Annotated in this window: 25 protein-coding genes; 11 read left to right on the top strand and 14 right to left on the bottom strand. The window is 72.4% G+C overall.

The window, feature by feature from the left end:
• Positions 1-41 precede the first annotated feature (41 nt).
• The gene (locus ACLQ23_RS03965) at positions 42-1,055 is read right to left on the bottom strand and encodes an acetylxylan esterase (RefSeq protein WP_355597234.1); all 1,014 of its coding nucleotides are present in this window, start codon (positions 1,053-1,055) and stop codon (positions 42-44) included.
• 251 nt (positions 1,056-1,306) lie between these two features.
• On the opposite strand from ACLQ23_RS03965, the gene ACLQ23_RS03960 reads away from it, so the two are divergent.
• A complete protein-coding gene (locus ACLQ23_RS03960; RefSeq protein ID WP_355597236.1) occupies positions 1,307-2,344 on the top strand; it encodes a LacI family DNA-binding transcriptional regulator in 1,038 nt (345 codons plus the stop codon).
• A gap of 215 nt (positions 2,345-2,559) precedes the next feature.
• On the opposite strand, the gene ACLQ23_RS03955 is transcribed toward ACLQ23_RS03960, so the two are convergent.
• The 3 genes from ACLQ23_RS03955 to ACLQ23_RS03945 form a co-directional block, all read right to left on the bottom strand.
• Positions 2,560-3,414 (bottom strand): peptidylprolyl isomerase, encoded by an 855-nt coding sequence (locus ACLQ23_RS03955; RefSeq protein ID WP_355597238.1) that lies wholly within the window; start codon positions 3,412-3,414, stop codon positions 2,560-2,562.
• A 71-nt stretch (positions 3,415-3,485) separates the two neighbouring features.
• Positions 3,486-4,715: a D-alanyl-D-alanine carboxypeptidase family protein gene (locus tag ACLQ23_RS03950; RefSeq protein WP_425880354.1), complete on the bottom strand. Its 1,230-nt coding sequence runs from the start codon at positions 4,713-4,715 to the stop codon at positions 3,486-3,488.
• A 155-nt stretch (positions 4,716-4,870) separates the two neighbouring features.
• Entirely contained in the window at positions 4,871-5,290 is a 420-nt protein-coding gene (locus tag ACLQ23_RS03945; protein ID WP_425880353.1) for a protein-tyrosine phosphatase family protein, read from the bottom strand.
• 220 nt (positions 5,291-5,510) lie between these two features.
• Here ACLQ23_RS03945 and ACLQ23_RS03940 point away from each other — a divergent pair, with 220 nt between their 5' ends.
• On the top strand, positions 5,511-6,122 hold the full coding sequence (locus tag ACLQ23_RS03940) for a hypothetical protein (RefSeq protein ID WP_425880352.1): 612 nt from the start codon (positions 5,511-5,513) through the stop codon (positions 6,120-6,122).
• Positions 6,123-6,187: 65 nt separating this feature from the next.
• On the opposite strand, the gene ACLQ23_RS03935 is transcribed toward ACLQ23_RS03940, so the two are convergent.
• Positions 6,188-6,982 carry a DedA family protein gene (locus ACLQ23_RS03935; RefSeq protein WP_425880351.1) on the bottom strand — a complete coding sequence of 265 codons (795 nt, stop codon included), beginning with the start codon at positions 6,980-6,982 and terminating at the stop codon, positions 6,188-6,190.
• A 112-nt stretch (positions 6,983-7,094) separates the two neighbouring features.
• On the opposite strand from ACLQ23_RS03935, the gene ACLQ23_RS03930 reads away from it, so the two are divergent.
• Positions 7,095-7,763 carry a carbon-nitrogen hydrolase family protein gene (locus ACLQ23_RS03930; RefSeq protein ID WP_425880350.1) on the top strand — a complete coding sequence of 223 codons (669 nt, stop codon included), beginning with the start codon at positions 7,095-7,097 and terminating at the stop codon, positions 7,761-7,763.
• A 70-nt stretch (positions 7,764-7,833) separates the two neighbouring features.
• Here the strand turns inward: ACLQ23_RS03930 and ACLQ23_RS03925 are convergent, their stop codons facing one another.
• Positions 7,834-8,175, bottom strand: a complete 342-nt coding sequence (locus tag ACLQ23_RS03925; protein ID WP_355597248.1) for a DUF1330 domain-containing protein — start codon at positions 8,173-8,175, stop codon at positions 7,834-7,836.
• Positions 8,176-8,262: 87 nt separating this feature from the next.
• Between ACLQ23_RS03925 and ACLQ23_RS03920 the strand changes: the two genes are divergently transcribed.
• The 4 genes from ACLQ23_RS03920 (at position 8,263) to ACLQ23_RS03905 (ending at position 10,688) form a co-directional block, all read left to right on the top strand.
• Positions 8,263-9,063, top strand: coding sequence for a helix-turn-helix domain-containing protein (locus ACLQ23_RS03920; protein ID WP_355597250.1), 801 nt, complete (start codon positions 8,263-8,265; stop codon positions 9,061-9,063).
• A 62-nt stretch (positions 9,064-9,125) separates the two neighbouring features.
• Positions 9,126-9,566 carry a VOC family protein gene (locus tag ACLQ23_RS03915; protein WP_355597252.1) on the top strand — a complete coding sequence of 147 codons (441 nt, stop codon included), beginning with the start codon at positions 9,126-9,128 and terminating at the stop codon, positions 9,564-9,566.
• Between the two features lie 33 nt (positions 9,567-9,599).
• Complete coding sequence (locus ACLQ23_RS03910) at positions 9,600-10,097, top strand: DinB family protein (protein ID WP_425880349.1); 498 nt, start codon at positions 9,600-9,602, stop codon at positions 10,095-10,097.
• A 21-nt stretch (positions 10,098-10,118) separates the two neighbouring features.
• Complete coding sequence (locus tag ACLQ23_RS03905; protein WP_425880348.1) at positions 10,119-10,688, top strand: GNAT family N-acetyltransferase; 570 nt, start codon at positions 10,119-10,121, stop codon at positions 10,686-10,688.
• Here ACLQ23_RS03905 and ACLQ23_RS03900 read toward each other — a convergent pair.
• The 4 genes from ACLQ23_RS03900 to ACLQ23_RS03885 all read right to left on the bottom strand — a co-directional run bounded on the left by ACLQ23_RS03900 (position 10,678) and on the right by ACLQ23_RS03885 (position 14,674).
• Entirely contained in the window at positions 10,678-12,267 is a 1,590-nt protein-coding gene (locus tag ACLQ23_RS03900) for a protein kinase domain-containing protein (protein WP_425880347.1), read from the bottom strand. The two genes, ACLQ23_RS03905 and ACLQ23_RS03900, sit on opposite strands and share 11 nt — an antisense overlap.
• A gap of 122 nt (positions 12,268-12,389) precedes the next feature.
• A complete protein-coding gene (locus tag ACLQ23_RS03895) occupies positions 12,390-12,593 on the bottom strand; it encodes a hypothetical protein (RefSeq protein ID WP_355597260.1) in 204 nt (67 codons plus the stop codon).
• A 2-nt stretch (positions 12,594-12,595) separates the two neighbouring features.
• Positions 12,596-13,660 (bottom strand): LacI family DNA-binding transcriptional regulator, encoded by a 1,065-nt coding sequence (locus ACLQ23_RS03890; RefSeq protein ID WP_425735378.1) that lies wholly within the window; start codon positions 13,658-13,660, stop codon positions 12,596-12,598.
• An 81-nt stretch (positions 13,661-13,741) separates the two neighbouring features.
• Positions 13,742-14,674, bottom strand: coding sequence for an NADP-dependent oxidoreductase (locus tag ACLQ23_RS03885; protein WP_053656868.1), 933 nt, complete (start codon positions 14,672-14,674; stop codon positions 13,742-13,744).
• A gap of 76 nt (positions 14,675-14,750) precedes the next feature.
• On the opposite strand from ACLQ23_RS03885, the gene ACLQ23_RS03880 reads away from it, so the two are divergent.
• Complete coding sequence (locus ACLQ23_RS03880) at positions 14,751-15,164, top strand: winged helix-turn-helix transcriptional regulator (RefSeq protein WP_053656866.1); 414 nt, start codon at positions 14,751-14,753, stop codon at positions 15,162-15,164.
• Here the strand turns inward: ACLQ23_RS03880 and ACLQ23_RS03875 are convergent.
• Both ACLQ23_RS03875 and ACLQ23_RS03870 read right to left on the bottom strand, forming a co-directional pair.
• Positions 15,152-16,039, bottom strand: coding sequence for a helix-turn-helix domain-containing protein (locus tag ACLQ23_RS03875; RefSeq protein WP_157552628.1), 888 nt, complete (start codon positions 16,037-16,039; stop codon positions 15,152-15,154). The two genes, ACLQ23_RS03880 and ACLQ23_RS03875, sit on opposite strands and share 13 nt — an antisense overlap.
• Positions 16,040-16,178: 139 nt before the next feature.
• Entirely contained in the window at positions 16,179-16,418 is a 240-nt protein-coding gene (locus ACLQ23_RS03870) for a DUF397 domain-containing protein (RefSeq protein ID WP_053656862.1), read from the bottom strand.
• A 265-nt stretch (positions 16,419-16,683) separates the two neighbouring features.
• Between ACLQ23_RS03870 and ACLQ23_RS03865 the strand changes: the two genes are divergently transcribed.
• Positions 16,684-17,337, top strand: a complete 654-nt coding sequence (locus ACLQ23_RS03865) for a GGDEF domain-containing protein (protein WP_053656974.1) — start codon at positions 16,684-16,686, stop codon at positions 17,335-17,337.
• Positions 17,338-17,433: 96 nt separating this feature from the next.
• Here ACLQ23_RS03865 and ACLQ23_RS03860 read toward each other — a convergent pair whose 3' ends face one another.
• Entirely contained in the window at positions 17,434-17,925 is a 492-nt protein-coding gene (locus ACLQ23_RS03860; protein WP_053656860.1) for a type II toxin-antitoxin system PemK/MazF family toxin, read from the bottom strand.
• 62 nt (positions 17,926-17,987) lie between these two features.
• Here ACLQ23_RS03860 and ACLQ23_RS03855 point away from each other — a divergent pair, with 62 nt between their 5' ends.
• Positions 17,988-18,503 carry an NUDIX hydrolase gene (locus ACLQ23_RS03855; protein WP_053656858.1) on the top strand — a complete coding sequence of 172 codons (516 nt, stop codon included), beginning with the start codon at positions 17,988-17,990 and terminating at the stop codon, positions 18,501-18,503.
• Positions 18,504-18,555: 52 nt separating this feature from the next.
• Positions 18,556-19,872: a hypothetical protein gene (locus ACLQ23_RS03850; protein WP_053656856.1), complete on the top strand. Its 1,317-nt coding sequence runs from the start codon at positions 18,556-18,558 to the stop codon at positions 19,870-19,872.
• A gap of 111 nt (positions 19,873-19,983) precedes the next feature.
• On the opposite strand, the gene ACLQ23_RS03845 is transcribed toward ACLQ23_RS03850, so the two are convergent.
• Positions 19,984-20,604: a DUF2267 domain-containing protein gene (locus ACLQ23_RS03845; RefSeq protein WP_053656855.1), complete on the bottom strand. Its 621-nt coding sequence runs from the start codon at positions 20,602-20,604 to the stop codon at positions 19,984-19,986.
• Positions 20,605-20,804: the final 200 nt, after the last annotated feature.

Genomic DNA, 20,804 nt, shown 5'->3' with positions numbered 1-20,804 from the left:
GGTGCTCCACGCCCGATCAACCGACTGCCGCCCGCGACGGATCAGCGAGCGACGACCGGATCCGCTCCCACCGGTCGCACCATCTCGGCGTCGTCGACAAGGTGCCCGCGCAGGAACCGCAGCGCCGCCTCGTCGTCGTCGATCCCGCCAGCCTCGTGACCGTTGTACCGCCACACCGCCAACTCGGTGGGCCCCGCGTGGGCGTTCACGGCGGCGTAGACCCCCGACGGCGGCACGATGTCGTCCATCAGCGCCACCGAGTACCGGGCGGGCCGCTGGCAGCGCCGCGCGAAGTTGACCCCGTCGACGTACGCCAGGGTCGTGAAGACCTGATCCTCGGCGCCCCGGTGGACGGCCAGGTAGTCACGGATCTCCCGGAACGGCCTCGCGTCGGTGACCACCACCGAGCGCGGGATGTCGCAGAGGAACGGCACGAGGGCGACCACCGCGCGCACGCCGGGCGCCAACGCGCCGGCCGCGAGGGCCAACGCGCCGCCCTGGCTCTGCCCGAACACCGCCACCCGGGTGGGGTCGACCATCGGCAGGCCACGGACGGCGTCCACCGCCCGGACCGCGTCGGTGATCAGCCGCCGGTAGTAGTACGTGTGGGGATCGGCGATTCCCCGGGTCATCACACCGGGCACTTCCGGACCGGCCACGCCCGGATCCCCGGTGGCACCGCGGCTCCAGCCGGACCCCTGCCCCCGGGTGTCCATCTGCAGGTGGGCGAACCCTGCCGACGCCCACAGCAGGTTCTCCAGCGGGTGCCCCCGACCGCCGCCGTAGCCGACGTACTGCACGAGGGTCGGCAGCGCCGTATCCGCCCCGCGAGGCACCCGCAGCCAGGCCCGTACGGGGTGACCGGCGAAGCCCGCGAACGTCACGTCGAACACATCGATGCTGGTCAGCCCGGTCGTCACCGGTTCGATCCGGACCGGCCATCCGGCGGCGCGGGCCTCGGCCAGGGTTCCGGCCCAGAAGTCGTCGAAGTCGCCCGGGTCGCTCACCACGCCACGGTGGTCGCGGAGCTGGTCCTCGGACAGGTCGGTGTACATGGCGTCCTCGGTCCGTAGATCGACAGGGAACAGGCGGCGGCCGCCGGACGGCGACGGCAGGCAGCACACCGGAAGGTGCCCGATAACTTACCGGTACCGTTCCGCAACTCCGCCGAACGCTAGAACCGACCTGCCATGTCGTCAACCCACGTTCGTGAGGCAAGATGGCGCGAAGGGGCGGGAACACCGTTCCGGGACAATGGTATGGCGACGGCTTGCGGTCGCTCTTCCGGACCGGTGAGGAGACGCGGGTGGGCGCGGACGACGGACGCAGGGTGACCATCACCGCGATCGCACGGGAGGCCGGAGTTTCGGTGCCGACCGTGTCGCGGGTGCTCAACGGACGGTCCGATGTGGCCCCTGACACCCGGGAACGGGTCGAGGAGCTGCTGCGCCACCACGGCTACCGGCGACGCAGCAGCCGCAGCGTTCGCCGCGCCGGCCTCGTCGACCTGGTCTTCAACGACCTGGACAGCCCGTGGGCGGTGGAAATCATCCGCGGTGTGGAGGACGTCGGGCACGGCGCCGGCGTCGGCACCGTGGTCTCCGCGATCCACAGGCAGCCCACCGCCGCCCGGCAGTGGCTGCAGAATCTCCGGACCCGGGCCACCGACGGCGTCATCTTCGTGACGTCACACCTGAGCCCGCCCCTGCACGCCCAACTCCGCCGCCTCAACGTGCCCGTGGTCGTCGTCGACCCGGCCGGCGTTCCGGCCATGGACGTACCGACCATCGGCGCCACGAACTGGGCCGGCGGGCTCGCCGCGACCGAGCACCTGCTGGCGATCGGGCACCGGCGGATCGGGTTCGTCGCCGGGCCCACGCACCTGCTGTGCAGCCGCGCCCGCCTCGACGGCTACCGCGCCGGCCTGGAGGCGGCAGGCGTACCGGTGGACGACGCGCTGATCTACCCGGGCGACTTCTACCACGCCTCCGGCTTCTCCGGCGGCACGGCACTGCTCGACCTGGACGACCCGCCGACAGGCATCTTCGCCGCCAGCGACCAGATGGCCTTCGGCGTGTACGAGGCCATCCGGCGTCGCGGTCTGCGGGTACCCGACGACGTCAGCGTTGTGGGTTTCGACGATCTGCCCGAGGCCCGCTGGGCGTCACCGCCACTGACCACTGTGCGGCAGCCGCTTGTCGAGATGGGCCGGCTGGCGGCCCGGACGGTGCTGCGACTGGCGCAGGGCGAGAGCATCGACTCCCCCCGGGTGGAACTCGCCACCGAACTTGTCGTGCGGGACAGCACCACCGCGCCGCCGACCGGGTCATCACACCCGTCATGATGGCCCGAATCGTGTCGGATCCTGGGTTGGCCCGTACCGGTCCGGAAGCCGAAATTTTCGGTCCGCCGGCCGTCGTTCGTACTGCTGGCACTCGCCTGGCTGAGCGACCTCACCGACGATAACGCCCGCACCTGGCCGCGCGACCTCACCGCCGGCCCCGCCGGTGACGTACCGGCGCGGTGGGCGACCGTGAGTCGCCCACCGCGCCGTACGCGTCAGTGGTGGTGGTGGGACCGGACGGCTCGACGGATGTCGACCGGCAGCGCGGGCGCGCCGTCGACCGGTGCCGGATCCTCGGCCGTCGGCGCCACTCCCCCGGCGGCGATCCGGTCCAGGGTGGCCAGCCCGGCGGTATCGACCTCACCGAAGATCGTGTAGTTGGGGCGCAGCGCCGAGTCGGCGTACACCAGGAAGAACTGGCTGCCGTTGGTGTCCGGCCCGGCGTTGGCCATGGCCAGCACGCCCCGGGCGTAGAGCCGGCGGACGCCTGTCGGATCGGTCGGCGCCGGCGGCAGGTCGGTCGGCAGCTCATCGCGGTAGCGGTAGCCGGGGCCGCCCTCGCCCGTGCCGGACGGGTCACCGCACTGCAGGACGCTAAGCGTGGGGTACGCGGTGAGCCGGTGACACGACGTGCGGTCGTAGAACCGCTTGCCGACCAGGTGCAGGAAGCTCTGTACCGTGCACGGCGCGGCCTCCCGGTCCAGGGTCAACCCGATCGGCCCGTGGTTGGTGGCCAGGGTCACCCGGACGGTGCCCCGAGTCGGCGTACGGCGGGGGTCGGGCGGCAGCGGCACCGGGCGGGCGGCCGGCTCGTCGGGCGTCTCGGTGTACGCGCAGGGGCCGTGCGTGGTGCGCGGCGGACGCTCGGCGGCGGACGCCGTCAGCGCGCCGCGGGATGCGCCATGCGCTGTCAGCGCGTCGCGGGCGGCGCTCGGTGCCGCGACCGCTGCGGCGGCGGCGCCGGCGACAAGCGCCCCGGCGAGCGCCGTCACGCCCGCGAGGCGGGTGAGCGCGCGCACCGGTCGGCGAGGTACCGCCACACCGGAGGTCGGTTCGAGTTCACTCGACACAGGGATCCTCCTGGACTCGTGGTGCCAGAACGACCGGAGTCTATGGACACCAGAGCCGGTTGTCGATTCGTTCAGGGCAGCCGCCGGCGGCGCCACAGCAGCCCGCCCAGCAGCACCAGTACCCCCGCGCCACTCACGGCGGTCACCAACCACAGCCATCCCGCGCCGGGGTGCGGGCCGCTGGCAGCGGCCGGCCGGGGCGCACCGGGTGCGGCCAACGCCGACGGCGCGGCCGACGGCGTGGCGGTCAGCTCGCTGGGCTCGACCAACCGGCCCACTGCGGCATCACGGGGCAGCGAGAAGCCCCAGTCCAGCAGTGCCGCGCCCTGCTCCCAGCCGCGCATCGGCGCCGGTTCGGCACCCAGCAGCGTCACCACGAGTCGCCGCCCACCGCGCTCGGCCGCGCCGACGTAGGTGTGCCGAGCCAGGTCGGTGAAGCCGGTCTTGCCGCCCAACGCGCCCGGGTACCGGTAGATGAGCTGGTTCTCGTTCTGGATCTGGAAACCCTTGGTGCGCTGCGCAGGCTGGGCCGGGATGGCCGTCTGGTCGGTGAGCGCGTACCGCCGGAAGGTCGGCTGGGCGAAACAGGCCCGGGCGATAAGCGCCAGGTCGTACGCGCTGGTGAACTGTCCCTTGGCGTCCAGGCCGGACGGGGTGACCGCGTGCGTCTGCAACGCGCCGAGCCGGTGCGCCTCCTCGTTCATGGCGCGCACGCCGCCGGCCGCCCCGTCGGAGCCGCCGCCCAGCCGGGCCAGGGCGTTCGCCGCCTCGTTGCCCGAGTTGAGCAGCAACCCCAACCAGATCGTCTCGATGGTGTATCTGCCGCCCTCCACCAGGCCGACGGCCGACGAACCGGGCTCGATGTTCATGTCGGCGGCGGTGACGGTGACCGTCTGCTTCGGGTCGAGCCGGGGCATCATGGTGGCCGCCAGCAGCAGCTTCTGCACGCTGGCCGGGGTGCCGTACTCGTGCGGGCCGCAGCCTCCGAGCACCTGACCGGTGTCGAGGTCGGCCACCAACCACGACGTGGCGGTGATCGCCGGCGGCGCGCCCACGCCGGCCGGCACGACCAGGCCGCTGGTGGCCAACCCGGCGCCGCCGACGGTCCGCTGCTCGGGCACGTCGGGCGGGGGCGTGGGCCGGGGCGGCCGGGACACCGCAGGCGCCGGCACCCGGGGGCACCGCACGGCCTGCGCGGCGCCAGCCTGCGCGGGGGCAGCCGGCGATGCTGGCGCGGCGGTGACCGGCCCCGAGGCGAGCAGGGCGACGGTCGCCGTCACCGCCAACAGCGCAGCTCTCATGTGCCCGACCCTAGTCAACAAGATCGCCCGGCGGGACCGGATGCCGCCGGACGGATCGTCTCGGTGACAGGCGGGCCGTCTTCACGGGCGCGCACCGCCGACCCGGTCGCCGCCGGCGGCAATGGCTCATCGAGTACGTCAGCCGACTCCACAGGTCAGGCGACGTGCCGTAGCCACCGCCGCTGCCAGGGCGTCTCCACCGCCTTCGGGTGATAGCCCGCCCGCACCCACGGCACCGCCCGCTCGACGGGCAGACCGTCGAGGATCGCCAATGCCGCCAACGCCGTACCCGTACGACCCACCCCGCCCCTACAGGCCACCTCGACGCGTTCACCGTCGTACGCCCGCCGCAGGGCCTCCCGCAGGGCGTCGAGCGTGTCCGCTCGGTCGAGCGGGACCCAGAAGTCGGGCCACCGGATCCGCCGATGCGGCCACGCCGGCGCCGGGCCGGGCGCCAACAGCAGGGCGAAGTCAGCCGGCGACGCGGTCGCGGCGACACGGCGCCCGCGCACCGTCGCCCCACCGGGCAGTACGAGCACACCCGACTGCTCAGACCAGGGCTGCGCGACAGTCACCTGAGCATTGTGCCGCGAAACAAGCACCTGTCGGGCTCCCGTACCGACACAGCGCTGCCCCCGACCGGGTGGGTGGCGAGGGCGGTGTCGGTGTGCGGGTCGCCTCTCGGCGAGTGGCGCGACGCGACTCCAGCCTGACGGCATTCCGCGGCGGCGCCTGCAGGTGAGGCGGCCTATCGGGCAACGGCACCTGTGGATGGGCGCGGCTACTCTCGCCCGCATGCCGCACCTCCGTCTCAGAGCGCGCTACATGGTTCCCGTCTTCCTTGCCGTTCTAGCAACCTGGATCTGGAACATACCGACGCCAATCGACGAGCCGGACCTGCCGGCAGAGATGTTCGTGGTGGCAGGCACGGTCGAGTCGTTTCGGACCACAAGCGCGTCGACGGGAAGCGGCAACAGAAGGATCGCCGCACCGGTGTATCTGGTGACGCTCCGCGAGCACCCCCGGGTCGAGTTCAGCGTACGAAATCTGCCGAGCAAGGAGCTGGTGCCCGGCACGCCGGTCCGATTCGAGATGGGCAGTGACCCCGGCCCGACGCTGGAGAGCGGGCGCTTGTTCGAAAACGCGCTCTACCGGATCAGGGCCGACACTTTCGTCGCCGACGGCATCGTGCTCTACACGGCGGCCGAGGTGAGGGCAGCACGCGAGGCACGCAGCGACACGGCACTCATGAGGTACCGCAGCGTCTCTCTGTTGATGTGGGCTGTGGTGGTCATCTGGATCGTGCTGCTGGTCCGGCGCCATCGGGTATTGCTGCGCTCTTTGCTACACCCCGACGGCGCGTCAACTATGGCTGACAGGTTGCGAAGGTGGGTTTACAGAGAGTAGGACCACACCACCGCGCCGGACCACGCAGTCGTACCCGTGCCCGGCCCTACCCTGCCCTGCGTTCGTCAGTGCTCGTGGGGGGTTTGCGAGCCGCTCCGGTAGAGCGTTCCGCGCCCACTCGGGTCGGGTACGCCAGGCGTCGGGGTGATCGGGTCGGGGGTGACCTCGACGGCGGGCTCGGGGTTGCGGGCGGCGCGGCGGGCGCGCAGCACGCGGGACCCGACGAACCAGGCCAGGGCCGCCACGCAGACCACGATGACGACGTTCTGGAGGACGCCGACGTAGTTCTCGACGAGGTGCCAGTTGTCGCCGAGCAGGTAGCCGGCCAGCACGAAGGTGCTGTTCCAGATGAGGCTGCCGAGCGTGGTGTAGAGCAGGAAGATCCGTACCGGCATCCGTTCCACACCGGCCGGGATGGAGATCAGGCTTCGGAAGATCGGAATCATCCGGCCGAAGAAGACGGCCTTCACGCCGTGCCGCAGGAACCACGCCTCGGTGCGGTCCACGTCGCTGAGTTTCACCAGCGGCAGCCGCTCCACGATGGCGCGCGTCCGGTCACGCCCCAGTAACGCGCCGATGTAGTACAGCGCCAGGGCGCCGACCACCGATCCCAACGTCGTCCAGAAGATCGCCCCGGCGAGGCTCATCCGGCCCTGCGCGGCCACGAAACCCGCCAGCGGAAGGATGATCTCGCTGGGGATCGGCGGGAACAGGTTCTCCAGTGCCACCGCCAGGCCGGCGCCCGGCCCGCCGAGTCGTTCCACCAGGTCGGTGACGTAGCCGACGATGCCATCCTGTGGCGGTTCGGCCGCAGCGCTGGGGGTTCCGGTGGCGAGCACGGCGTGGGACGTTCGAATCATGCCCCCACGCTACGAAGTGTTCCTGAGAGTCGGCCACGCGGGCCACCCCCCGGTCGAGCACGCCGCCCCTTGCGAAGGGGGCGCGCAGAACCGTACCCCACTGCGGCTCGCGGTGGCGCAGCCTTCGTGCGTACCCCTGGATGTCGCGGAGAACGCGCGGGCGCACGCCGCCGCGGTCCGCGCGGCGCACGCCCGGGTTGTCGTTTTTCCGGAGCTGTCACTGACGGGGTACGAGTTGCAGGGGCCGGCCGTGTCGGTCGACGATCCCCGGTTGGCGCCGCTGGTCGAGGCGTGCGCCGAGACGGGCACCCTCGCGCTTGCCGGCGCGCCGGTCGCCGGTGAGCACATCGCCACGCTGGCGGTGACCGGCGACGGCGCGACGATCGCGTACCGGAAGATGTGGCTGGGTGACGTGGAGGCCCGCCGCTTCCGGCCGGGCGACACGCCGGCGGTGCTGGATGTGGACGGCTGGCGGATCGGCCTGGCGATCTGCAAGGACACCGGCGTCGCCGCGCACGCGGCGCAGACTGCCGCGCTCGGGATCGACCTGTACGCGGCGGGCGTGCTGGAGTCGGCGTGCGACGCGGCCGTGACGGACGGGCGGGCGCGGCGGATCGCCACGACGCACCGGGTGTGGGTGGCGGTGGCGAGCTTCGCGGGATCGACGGGTGGCGGCTACACCGAGGCGGCCGGCGGGTCGGCGATCTGGTCGCCCGCGGGCGAGGTGCACGCCCGCACGGGCACCGAGCCCGAAGCGCTGGCCCGGGCCGACATCGGCTGACGGCACCGGGCCGACCGGCGAGATGGGGGCCCCGTCACCCACTTCGCCAGACCAGGCGGGCGGCGAGCTGTCACCCGCTCCGGCGGACCATGCTCGCGGCAAGCTCGGCTGAACTGTGGTCGGGCTCGACTCCGTCGGCCAGGATCACGTCGCCGGCGATGTGCCGTGTCCGGAACGGCTTGATCTCCTGATAGTCGCTGGAGTCGTACCAGGCGCGGGCCGTGGGCAGGTCGGGAAACTCGATGATCACCAGATGGCCCGGCCAGGTCCCCTCCAGGACCTCGACGTCGCCGCCGTGGACGAGGAACCGGCCGCCGAAGGGGGCGAGGGTGGCGTCGATGCGGCGCAGGTACTCCAGCACGTCGGCGTGGGTGGATGCGGTGCGCAGATGCGCAAGTCCGTAAGCGGTCATGGGGAGATGGTCTCGGGGCTGCCGGTGCCCTGTCGATTACCTCGCAGGTAATGGATCGTGCGCAGCCGCTGTCACTAGGGTCGAGGCGTGACGATCACGGCAGGGCCCGCGCGCGCCGTCGGGGAGTTGCTGCGCGACTGGCGCCGAACCCGCGGGATGAGTCAGCTCGACCTGTCGCTCGAGGCGGGGGTGTCGGCCCGGCATCTGAGCTTCGTGGAGACCGGGCGGTCGCGCCCGAGCCCGGAGCTGATCCTGCGGCTGGCCGAGCAGCTCGACCTGCCGTTGGCGGCCCGCAACACGATCCTGCTCGCCGGTGGCTACGCACCCGCGTACTCCACTCACGACCTGACCGATCCGGAGCTGGACCCGGTACGCGCGGCAGTGCGGCAGATCCTCGACGCCCACAGCCCGTACCCCGCTCTGCTCGTCGACAAGCACTGGCACCTCGTCGAGGCCAATCCGGCGGTGGCCCTGTTCACCGCTGGCGCCGACCCTCGCCTGCTGAGCCCACCGGTGAACGTGCTGCGGCTCAGCCTGCACCCCGACGGCATGGCTCCGCGCATCGTCAACCTGCCGCAGTGGCGCGCGCATCTGCTGAGCCGTCTGCGCCAGCAGGCCGTGACGAGCAACGACCCGATCCTGTACGACCTGCACGAGGAGCTTCGCGGCTATCCCGGCGGCCACATCCAGGAGACGCCGATCAGCACGGCGGTGTCACGCATCGTCGTTCCGCTGCGCTACCGCCATGACGGCCGGGAGCTGTCCTTCCTCAGCACCACCACCCTCTTCGGTACGCCGCTGGACGTCACAGTCGCCGGATTGGCCGTCGAGGCCTTCTTTCCGGCCGACCCGGCGACCACCGATCTGCTACGGGCCCTCGCCGGTTAGGAAGTCGTGGCGGTGCAGCGCCACGACTTGAGATGTCGTACGGCCAAGGCAGGATCAGTGCCATGCACGCACTTCCCTCCCGTCTGTCCGTTGTCACAGTGGGCGCGCGCGACGTGGGCCGGTTGCGGGCGTTCTACCGCTCGTTGGGCTGGCCCGAGTCGCCGGGCAGCGACGACAGTTGGTCGGCGTTCCTGCTCGGCGGCGTTCTGTTCGCGCTCTTTCCGCTGCCGGAGTTGGCCGCCGAGGCGGCACCCGGCGTGGCTGGTCCGGCCGGTGGCTGGTCCGGCGTGACCCTGGCCTGCAACGTCGACAGCCGGGCCGAGGTCGACACGGCCTTCACCGCGGCGGTTGCGGCGGGTGCGACTGTGGTCGCCGAGCCCACCGACCGGCCCTGGGGTGGGCGTTCGGCCTACATCGCCGATCCCGAGGGCAACCGTTGGGAGATCGCGTGGGCGGGCACGGCCCGCTTCGACGAGCGCGGCGCCCTGGTCTCCTTCGGGTGAGTGCCGTCGCGGCCGTGGTCCTAGGCTTCGGTCATGACGTCTTTTCCGGGGACCTTCGCCGCCGACGTGGTCAGCGCTTCCGCACAGGAGCAGTTCGAGGCGTTCATCGACGAGCACCGCCGTGCGCTCAACGGCTGTCTGGACGGGTTGACCGAGGAGCAGGCGCGCCGATCGTTGGTGCCGTCCCGCACGACGCTGCTCGGCCTCGTCAAGCACGTCACGTTCGTGGAGAAGGTGTGGTTCGACGAGGCCGTCACGTGCCGGTCCCGCGCCGAGATCGGCATCCCGGCGACGCCGGACGAGTCATTCATCCTCGACGACGGTGACACCATCGCCAGCATCCAGCGGGCACACCGCGAGGCGTGCGAGGCGTCGCGCCGGGCGGCGGCCACCCTGGGTCTGGACGATGTGCTGCGCGGCAACCGACGCGGTCCGCTGCCGCTGCGCTGGGTCTATCTGCACGTGTTGCGGGAGTTGGCGCAGCACTGCGGGCACGCGGAGATCCTCCGTGAGCAGATCCTGAGCGAGTGAGGCGCCGACTACGATCGCCGCATGCCCGAGCTGGTCGCGCCCACCGTAGGCCTACGCGGGGCGTGGCTCGACGCGCATGACGAATGGGGTGCCGGCCTCCACGAGGATGGGTTCGGGTTACGGCCGACGGATGAGGTACGCACCCCCGACGGGTTCGCGGCCTGGGTGGCGCGGCTGACCGACCAGTCAGATCCGGCGACGCCGCTGGACGAGGGCCAGGTGCGGTGCACGTACCGGTGGATCGTCGAGGACGGCCGGGTCCTCGGTGGGATCGCGCTGCGGCACGAGCTCAACGACTTCCTGCTGCGGGTCGCCGGCCACATCGGTTACGGCATCCGGCCGTCCGCGCGACGCCGAGGTGTGGCGACCTGGGCATTGGGTCGGATGCTGGACGAGGCTCGGCGGCTCGGCCTGGATCGTGTTCTGGTCGTCTGCGTGGCCGACAATCTCGCGTCGGCCAGGACGATCGAACGGCAGGGCGGCGTCCTTGAGTGTGGCCCGGACACCGGCCTCGGCCTCGCGCGCCGCTATTGGATCACGCTCCCGGCAGCGCCCGGCCAAGCAGCGCGCAGCTCCCGCGTCAGTCGCTGATCCGGCCCGTGCCGGACGTGTCGGCCCGGGTGAGCAGGGCGTCGAGCTGGGCGGCTGTGCGCGCCGGCATCTCGCGCCGCTCGACCAGCTTCGCGATGCGTTCCCGCAGGTCGGCGATGTTACGCGCGCGGTCGCGTGGCCGGCGGTTGAGGTCGTCGAGCTCATCGCGCAGGTCCTCGGCGGTCTTGCGGTCGATGTCGCCGCGCGCCTGCGCCTGGGCGAGCACCGACGCGAATTCGCCGGTGACCTGCCACAGGCTGACCGGCACCTGCTGGCCGAAGGTCCGGGTCGGAGTCGGGCTCGGGGTCGGCGGGCTGCTGGTGGGCGGCGGTGCGGCCGGTGACGTCGGCCTCGGCGACTGTGTGGTGGGCGAGGACGCCGGGGAGTTGGTCACCGACGGGGCGGCGAGCTGCGAGGTATCGGGTGACTCGGGCGAGTCGGGGCCCTGGGTGAGCAGCGCGCCGAGTCCGACCACTGCCGCGAGGCCAGCGGCGGTCAGCACGGCGAGCGGCCGGCGGGAGCGACGCCGACGGGGTGCGGCGCCCGACGGTGCGGCGCCCGACGGTGCGAGGGACGGTGGGGTCGCCGAGCGGTCGATGAGCGTGGGCGGGTGGACTGCCTGGGTCGACGACGGGACGTGCGACATCTCGGTGGGTCGGTTGCCCGCGGCCGGAGCCGGCGACGGGAGGCGCACCATTTCGGTGGGCGGATGCGCTGCCGCCGGGTGCGGGAAGCCCAGCATCTCCGGCTCGACCGGCTGGGTGGTGCCGAACCGGCGAGCGAGACGCGCGGCGCTCGGGCGGTGGGCCGGGTCGGTGGCGAGGCAGGTGAGGGTGAGCTCGGCGATGTCGGCGGGCAGGCCGGGCACCCGCAGCGGCGGCACCGGCGTGCGCTGCCGGTGCACCTTGAGGGCGTCCTCCCAGCTCTGCACGGGCAGCGGTGCCTGGCCGGTGAGCAGGCGGTAGAGCAGCGCGCCGAGGGCGTACACGTCGCTGGCCGGGTCGGGCGGGCCGGCGGCGAGGCGCTCGGGGGCGAAGTAGGCAGGGGTGCCCATCAGCGGTTCGCCGGAGCGGCTGTCGAGGCCGCCGAGCGCGGCGATGCCGAAGTCGAGCACCTTGGCGCCGGTGTCGGTGAGCATGACGTTGCCCGGTTTGACGTCACGGTGCACCACGCCGATGCGGTGCGCCGCGGCCAGCGCGGCGGCGATCTGCCCGGCCACCCGGACCGCCTCCGGCCAGGGCATCGGCCCGGACCGCAGGCGATCGGCAAGGTTGTGCCCGTCGACCAACTCCATGACCAGGTACGGCACGACGACTCCGCCGGCCAGTGTCGCCTCGGCGTAGTCGTACACCTGGGTCACGTGCGGGTGGGTGAGCCGGGCGGCCGCGCGGGCCTCGCGCCGGATCGTGGCCATCAGGTGCGGGTCGGCGGCGAGCTGCCCGGCGAGCACCTTGACCGCGACGGGCCGGCCGAGCACCTCGTCGTCGGCCCGCCACACCTCGGACATGCCGCCGAGGCCGATCCGCTCGTGCAGCACGTAGCGGTCGTGGAGGCGGAGTGCGGGCGTGAACTGTGACATGGCCTCACCAGTCTGCCTGGCCCTTCCCCACTCGACCACCCGCGCCGCCCGGTGCCGACCCGCCCGTTCCCGGCGTACCGAAATGGGGTGTTGTGCGGGTGGCACCGGGCCTTGCGGGCAGGTCAGGAGCAGCGTGGGGTGGACGGCACCGGTCGCGGCTGGATCCGGTCGGCGAGCCGGTGCAGGGCACCGGCAGCGGCCTGCCGGGTCGGCGCGAGCAGCGCCCGGCGGGTCCGCTCGGCCTGGACGGGGGCGTCCGGTCGGGCCGAGTTGACGTGTCGGCTCATGGCGTCGAGAGCGGTGACGTATCCGGTCGGGAATTCCATGATCAACTCCTCGGGACAGGTCCGGTGGAGGACCGGACGATGAGTGCGGTGGGCAGCAGCACGTGACCGGCTGCGGGGTCCGTGGGTGGGTCGAGCAGCAGTTCGGCGGCGATCCGGCCCTTCTCCTCGGCCGGTTGCCGGACGGTGGTGAGGCCGGCGGTCGCGGCCTCGGGAACGTCGTCGAAACCGGTCACCGAGACCGGCGGGTCGGTGCCACCCGGCCGCTGGGCCAGCGCGTCGAGCACGCCCAGGGCGAGCACGTCCGAGCCGGCCAGCACGGCTGTCGGCGGCGCGGGCCCGTCGAACAGCCCGGCGACGGCGGCGACTCCTGCGGCCCGGCTGTTGCCCGCAGCGCTGACCAGTGTCAACTCGCCCCAGCCGACGCCGACCTCGGCGAACGCGTCGGCGAAGCCGGCAAGCCGGTCGCGGGTGGTCGGATGCCACACCTCGTCCGCCCCGGCCAGGGTGACCGGGCCGGTCGACGCGTCGGGCAGCACGGCGTCGGCGAGCAGGGCGACCCGGCGGTGGCCGAGGCCGGCCACGTGCGCGGCGATGCGGTAGGCCGCCGCGCGCTCGTCGATGCCGACGAACCGGTCGTCGGGGCCGGCGTCCTCGCGGGCCGCGGTGGTGACGAACGGCAGGCCACGCTCCCGGATCACGTCCAGCGCCCATTCCTCGTCGGCGGCGCAGTAGACGCAGAAGCCGTCGACGGCGGCGTTCTCCACCGCCCGCCGGGCGTCGGTCTGGGCAGGCGGCAGCGGCACCAGCAGCATGCTGGTGCCGTGCCGTTCGGCGGCGCTGCCGACCCCGGCGAGGAAGCGGACCGCGAAGGGGTCGGTGAAGGCGTACGACAGTTGCGAGGTGAACAGCACCCCGATCGAGCCGACGAAGCCGCGACGCAGGGAGCGGGCGGTGGGGTTGGGACCGGGGTAGCCGAGCTGCCGGGCGGCGTCGAGGATCCGCTCGCGCAGGGCGGCGGAGAGCTGGTCGGGGCGGCTGTAGGCGTTGGACACCGTGCTGCGGGAGACACCCACGGCCTCCGCGACGGCTTGCAGTGTTGGCCTCACCCGGCACCCCTCTGGATCGATTCAGAACTGTATCGATCCAGAGATTAGCGTGACACGTCGGCGTCGGTCAATAGCGACCCTTCAGGGCACCAGCACCAGACGCCCCCGCAGACCTCCGGCGGCCAGCCGCTCGTGCGCCGCCGCCACCTCGGCCAGCGGCAACCGGTCGGCCAGTCGCAGGCTCAACTGGCCGCTGTCGACAAGCGCTGACAACTCCGCCAACCGGGCGCCGTCGGCGCAGACCTCCTGAACGACGACCCGGGTGGCCCGCAACGGCGGTGGGGCGAACGGCGCCACCAGCGCCACGAACGTTCCCCCGCCCCGCAGCGCCTCGTGCGCCGCGACGCCGACGACCGCGGCGTCGACCACCGCGTCCACCCCACCTGGAACCACTGCGCGCACCGCCGCGCCCAACCGGTCCGTACGCGGCACGAACCAGTCGGCGCCCAGCCCGCGTACCAACTCCTCGTCCCGTGGGTCGGCCACCGCTACGGTCCGCACACCGCGCAGCGCCGCCAGTTCGAGTAGCAGACCACCCACCCCGCCGGCCGCCCCGGTGACCAGCAGCGTCCGCCCGGCGTCCAGTCCCGTGAGGGCGAGTGACCGCGCCGCTGTGAGACCGATGAGCGGCAGCGTCGCCGCCACCTCCGCGGCGACGGTACGCGGGGCTGCCGCGACCGCGTCCTCGTCCAGCACCACCCACTCGGCCTGGGCACCCGGCGCGGAGAGGACGTCCCGCAGCCCGATCACCGCGTCACCCACAGCGAACCGCCGCACCTCCGCACCGATCGCGTCCACCTCCCCCGCGACGTCCCAGCCCAGCGCCACGACCGGCAGCGGTGGCAGCAGGCCCGCCGCGCTCAACGCTCCACTGCGGGTGGACAGGTCGATCCGGTTCACCGCGGCGGCGGCGACGCGTACCCGCAGTTGGCCGACCCCCGGCTCCGGTCGGGGCACGTCGGCGATCTGGAGGACCTCGGGGCCGCCGAACCGGCGGACGATCACAGCTCTCATACCGGCGACGCTAGGAGCGCTAGTCTCCGGCGGGAAGGAGGCACCTTCGGGTGCCCTGGGCACCGGGAGGTACGCCATGGCCACCATGACCGCCGACGAACGACGCGAGCGGGAACGGCGTCGCTACAACGCCTTCCTGGCCGAATGCCCCGGTCACGAGGTGCTGGCGACGCTCAGCGACAAGTGGCTGACCCTCGTGGTGAGCGCACTTGCCGACGGGCCGCTACGGCACAGTGAGCTGGCCCGTACCGTCGCCGGGGCCAGTCAGAAGATGCTCACCCAGACTCTGCGCAAACTGGAGCGCGAGGGCCTGGTGAGCCGGACGGTGACCGCTGGCGTGCCGGCCCGGGTCGACTACCAGCTGACGCCGCTGGGCGAGAGCCTGCTGCCCGTGCAACGGGCCATCAAGGCGTGGGCAGAAACGCACATCGCCGAGGTGCACGAGGCCCGAGCCCGCTACGACGACACGGGCACGCGTCAGTGCGGGTAGGCCTCCTTCAGCAGCCGGCCGAGGATTTCCGGAGTGCGCTCCGGCGGTTCGGCCTCCACACAGAGCCGTTCCATGGCGACGGCGTAGTAGTCGAGGTCGTCGCGCTTGTCCAGGTAGAGGGCGCTGGTGAGCTGTTCGATGTAGACGATGTCGGGCAGCTCCTGGTCGCCGAAGCGCAGGATGGTGAAGGCGCCGCCGGCCGCCGCGTGGCCGCCGGCCGCGAACGGGATGACCTGGAGTCGGATGTGGGGCGACCTGGTCGCCTCGATGAGCGCCTCGAGCTGCCCACGCATCACCTCGACGCCACCGATCGGCCGGCGTAGCGCCGCCTCGTCCACCACTACCCAGAGCTGCGGCGGACGATCGCGGCGCAGCAGTTGCTGGCGCTGCATCCGCAACGCCACCCGGCGATCGATTTCGGCCACGTCCGCCGCGCTGTGCCCGAGCAGGACGACCGCGCGGGCGTACTCCGGAGTTTGCAGCAGGCCGGGCACGAACTGCACCTCGTAGCTGCGGATCAGCGCCGCCGCAGCCTCCAGCCCCAGGTAGGACTGGAACCAGCTGGGCAGGACATCGCCGTAGCGGTGCCACCACCCTGGACTGTTGGCGTCCCGGGCGAGTTTGAGCAGCGACTCACGCTCCTGCCCGTCGGTGACGCCGTACAGGGTGAGCAGGTCGGCCACGTCGCGTTCCTTGAAACCAACGCGACCCAGCTCCATCCGACTGATCTTCGACTCGGACGAGCGGATCTCCCAGCCGGCGCCTTCGCGGGTCACCCCGCTGGCCTCCCGCAGCCGGCGCAGTTGGGCACCGAGCAACATGCGCAGCACTGTCGGCCCCGTTGTCGGGCCGCCCTCGGCGGGAACCATCGTCACGTGCGGGCCTCCGGTATACCGACCACTTGGTCGGGCATCCGGCCCGGCCGACGTGTAAGCATGCCATGGACCGTCGGTGAGATGAACTCCTCCGGAGCGGTGAATCAGTCCCGTTCCCGGGACCGGCCTGTCGGAGCGCTCAGTTGATCAGATGATCGAAGTCGCCGTCGCGGGCGCCGAGTACGAAGGCGGCGATCTCGTCCACTGTGTAGATCAGCGCCGGTCCCTCCGGGTGCCGGGAGTTGCGGACGGCGATGCCTGCTCCCCCGGGCAGTTCGGCGATTTCGACGCAGTTGCCGCTGGGGTTGCTGCGACGGCTCTTCAGCCAGCTCAGCGGGGGCAACTGATGGATCGGAACGCCATTGGGTGGCTGCTGCATGGGAGGCGTCTTTCTGCTCACGAGCCCGCCGGTGCCCGTGGGAGGAGCGGTTGACGGCGAGGGTGCGGTATCGACATCGGACGTATGCACGTGCATCTGCTATTGCATCTGCACCGGACGGCGAGCATGATAACGCACGTGAACGGTGCTTATCCGTTCACTTTGAGTGACCCCACTGTGGGCACCAACGGGGAGAAATGGGCCCGACGCGGCACCCGCGCCGCGTCGACCGAGGCTGGAGGCGGTCGCGGCGATGGGAGGTCTCGTGCCGGATCCGATGAGCGTCGCCTCCGGCATCTGTGCGGCGGGAGCGCTGCTGTCCTCCTGGCAACTGCGCCGACGGGCGCTGCGCGCCGAGGCCGAGATCGAGCACCTCCAGGCCGAGCTCGCCGCCGAACGGCACGCCGCCAGCCACGACCCACTCACCGGGCTGCCCAACCGGCGTGCCTTCTACCGCCTCGCTGCCGCGCTCCTCACCGACGCCGCCGGCCAGCCGCTGATCGCCATCGTGCTCGACCTCGACGACTTCAAGCAGATCAACGACCGGTACGGGCACGCCGCCGGCGACCAGGTGCTGATCAGCGTCGCCGACCGCCTGGCCGGCTTCGCCGGGGACAACCTCGTCGCCCGCCTCGGCGGTGACGAGTTCGCCGGCCTGCTCGCCAGCCCGACCGTCGACCGGCGCTGGATCGAGCACGCCACCCGCCGGCTCAGCGAAACCGTCGCCGCACCGATCCGGCTCAGCGGATGCAGCAGCGTCCGGGTCACAGCCTCCGTCGGGCTCGCCCCGGTGACCGGCCCCGCCCAGCTCACCGAGGCGCTCAGCCGCGCCGACGCGGCCATGTACCAGGCGAAGAGCCTCTCCGGCGCCCGCCCGGCCCACCAACTCACCGACCGTACCCGCCTCGTGGAGCGCTGACCGTACCCGCGCCTGGACGCTCAAGCCGGCGGCTGTACCGGGGTCGGTCTTTACTGCGGTTGGTCTTTACCGGGGTCGACCTTTACCGGCGTACGGTCAGCGCCAGCCGTAGCCGGCGCGCAGCGCCTGCCCGACCCGGTCGAACCGGGGCCGGTCCAGCACGGCGCCCTCCCGGCGGATGCTGTCCTCGCGCATGGTGAGCACCCGGTCCAGCCGGACCCAACTGGGCCGGTTGTCCCGGTCCCACTCGCCCGGGCCGAGCGCGAACCAGTGCCGCTGCCCGTCCCGGTCGCTCTGGCTGGACAACATCAGCCCGAACAGGGTCCTGCTGTGCCGTCCCACCACCAGCACCGGACGGTCCTTGCCCTGACGAGGGTCGTCCTCGTACGGCACCCAGGTCCAGACGATCTCCCCCGGGTCGGCGTGGCCGTCCTGCTCGGGGGCGTACGTCAGCTCCCGCCGCTGCAACGCGCTGACCTGCCGGGGACGGGCCACCCGTGCGGGAGCCGGCCCGGACCGTCGGGGCGACGGGATCGCCGCGCCGACCCGGGAGATGCGTTGCGCCACGTTCCTCAACAGACCAGCCACGGCGGGCAGCCTACCGGCCCCGGTCCGAGCGCCCGGAGCCGGTGCTGCGGCAGACTGGCCCGATGAGCGACGTGCCCGACGACCTGCCGGTGTGGGAGCGGCGCGCGGTACGTGTGGTGGTCTGTGACGCCGACGACCGGGTGTTGTTGTTTCACACCCGCGACCCGGACCATCCACGGTTGGGCACCTGGTGGGAGCTGCCCGGCGGCGGCATGGACCCCGGCGAGACGTACCGCGACACCGCCGTCCGAGAACTGCGCGAGGAGACCGGCATCGTGGTCACCGGCGACCAGGTGGGTGCACCGACCTGGCGACGGCGAGCGAGTTTCCTGCACCGACAGCTGCGTCACGTCCAGGACGAGGTGGTCGTCGCGGTGCGGCTGGCCGGGCCGGGGCCGGACGTGGACGAGGCACACCGGCTCGACTACGAGCGGGAGGACTACTTCGGCTTCCGATGGTGGCCGCTGCCGGAGGTCGTTGCCAGCTCCAGGCGGTTCTACCCCGGCCGGCTCCCTGAGCTGATCACGCCGTTTCTGGCCGGCGAGAGCATCGACGAGCCGTTCGAGCTGTGGTCGTGACCCGACCGCCGGTGAGGATGCCGGACCGGAGCGCGGCAGGCAGAGTGGGGGCATGACGACCGACCTGCACGGGCCGCTGTCCGCGTACGCCGAGCGGCTGCACACCACGATCGGCGACCGGCACCACGTCGCCTCCCCGCTCGGCGCCTGGCTGCTGCTCGCCCTCAGCGCGGCAGCGGCCAACCCCGACCCGGCGGTGAGCTCCGACCGAACGAGCAGCCCCGACCCGGCAGGTGGCTCTTACCCGGCGGTTAGTTCCGACTCGACGGCCGGATCTGAGGCGGCAGCCGATCGGCTGGCGGCGGCTCTGGGCACGGACCTGCTCACCGCGGCGGGGGTCGCCCGCGCGCTGCTGGACACGCCGCATCCGCTGGTCGCGTCCGCAACGGCGCTGTGGCACCGACCGGGTCAGAACCTCGACGGTACGGCCGGGTGGCGGGCGGCGTTGCCCGCGACGACCGAGGTGGGTGCGCTACCCGATCAGGCTGGGCTGGACGCGTGGGCGCGCGAGCACACCGACGGGCTGATCGAGACCTTCCCGCTGAAGGTCAGCCCGGACGTTGTCTTCGCCCTCGCCAGTGCTCTCGCCACGCGGATCTCGTGGGCCGAGCCGTTCGAGGTAGCCGACGCCCGTACGCTCGGCCCCGGCAGCGTCTGGGCATGTGACCTGCGCCGAGTCCTGCGCAGCCCGGGGCACGGCCACCGGTGCGCAATCGTGACGACCGCGCGGGCCGGTGACGTGGTCATGCATGCCGCCCCGGCGCAGACAGCCGACGGGGCGGGGCTCGTGGTGCTCTCAGTCGCCGCCGCGCCGGAGGTGCCGCCGGCCGACGTGCTGGCCGCCGCGTACCACCTCAGCGCCGGCCTGGTAGACGGCGCCGAACCGGACGGACGGCGGTCCCTGTTCGACCTCCCGCTCGGCGATACTCCCCTGTGGACGATTCGGGAGGAGCAGGTACGGACCCGGGCCCGCGACGGCCGCGAAGAGCGGCACAGCGCGGTGCTTCCCTGCTGGTCGGCCCGCAGCGACCATGACCTGACCCCCGAGTCGCTGGGCTTCCCGGCCGCCACGGCGGCGCTGGCACGAGCGCTGGGCCAGCCAGTGCGGGGCTTCGAGGCGCGGCAGGTGGCGATGGCCCGCTACGACCGGTACGGCTTCGAGGCTGCGGCGGTGACCGGCATGTTCGGGACGGTGAGTCTTCCGCCGGAGGGCGTGGCACGCATCGCCGAGCTGCGCTTCGGCCACCCCTACGCCGTGGTGGCCGTAGCCACCGACACCCGAGCGGGCGGCGCCGGGGGCTCGTCGTGGCACGGGGTGCCGGTCTTTTCCGCCTGGGTCGCCGAGCCCGAGGACCTATCCGGCGCCTGACGGCGTTCGCCGTCCACGATCCACTCGGCTTCTTGGAAATCGCGGTATCCAAGGGCCTTGGATACCGCGATTTCAAGGAACCCGAGTGGATCTACCCGCGAGCCCAGGGCGTCAGATGTCGGGCAGAGTGGGCGGGCCGGTCGTGGCGTCGCCATCGCCTGGCAGTCGTGCCACCATGTCGCGGAACTCCCGTACGGTCACCGTCTCGCGCAGGGTCGCGAAGACCGCCCCGGTGCCGGCCCGTGCGGTAGCCGGGTCCACCCCGGCGCGCTGACCCACCCGGCGGAGGAACTCCGCCGGTCCGGCGTCCACCTGAGGCGGGGGCACAGCAGGCCCACCGACTTCGAGACCCACGCCGGAGTCGAACCCGTCGACGCCGGCACCCGCCCCGTCGACACCACCGGCCGGGCCGTTGGCCAACCCGACCTCATCCGAGGGCAGGCCAGCCAGATCCGAAGGCAAGCCGGGCAGATCCGAGGACGGGCCCGGCACGTCAGAGGGGGGGCGCGACACATCCGACGGCGGGGGCGGCGCGAAGTCGTTCAGATAGCCGTCCACCTGGTCCGGAAGGTGCCCGACCAGGTCGTCGGGCACACCGCCGGTGACGCGTTCGGCCATCGTCTGGAGTACGGCGCGGGCGAGGGCGGCGGCCTGCTCGGTCGGCAGGCCGGACCGTCGGGACACCGCGTCGATGAAGTGCGGAAACCCGCTGCCGCCCGCGCTGTCGGTCACGCCCGGCGGTTACCCACGGCCGGTGCCGGCAAACAGCGCTGCCAGCGCAGGCGGTGCCGGCAAAGGACGCTGCCAGCGCGGGCCACCGTCGCCGGTGCCGGCAAACGGCGCTGGCCGCCGTCGCTAGGCAGTGTCTTCAAAGGTTCACAACCATTGGAGTAACGCGGCGATAGTGACGGTGGCCTGGAACGACGTGGCGG

This window comes from Micromonospora sp. DT41, from assembly GCF_049841715.1.
GTDB lineage: Bacteria > Actinomycetota > Actinomycetes > Mycobacteriales > Micromonosporaceae > Micromonospora > Micromonospora profundi.
Note: the sequence above shows the minus strand (reverse complement) of the source record. Positions and strands in the feature narration are given on the sequence as shown.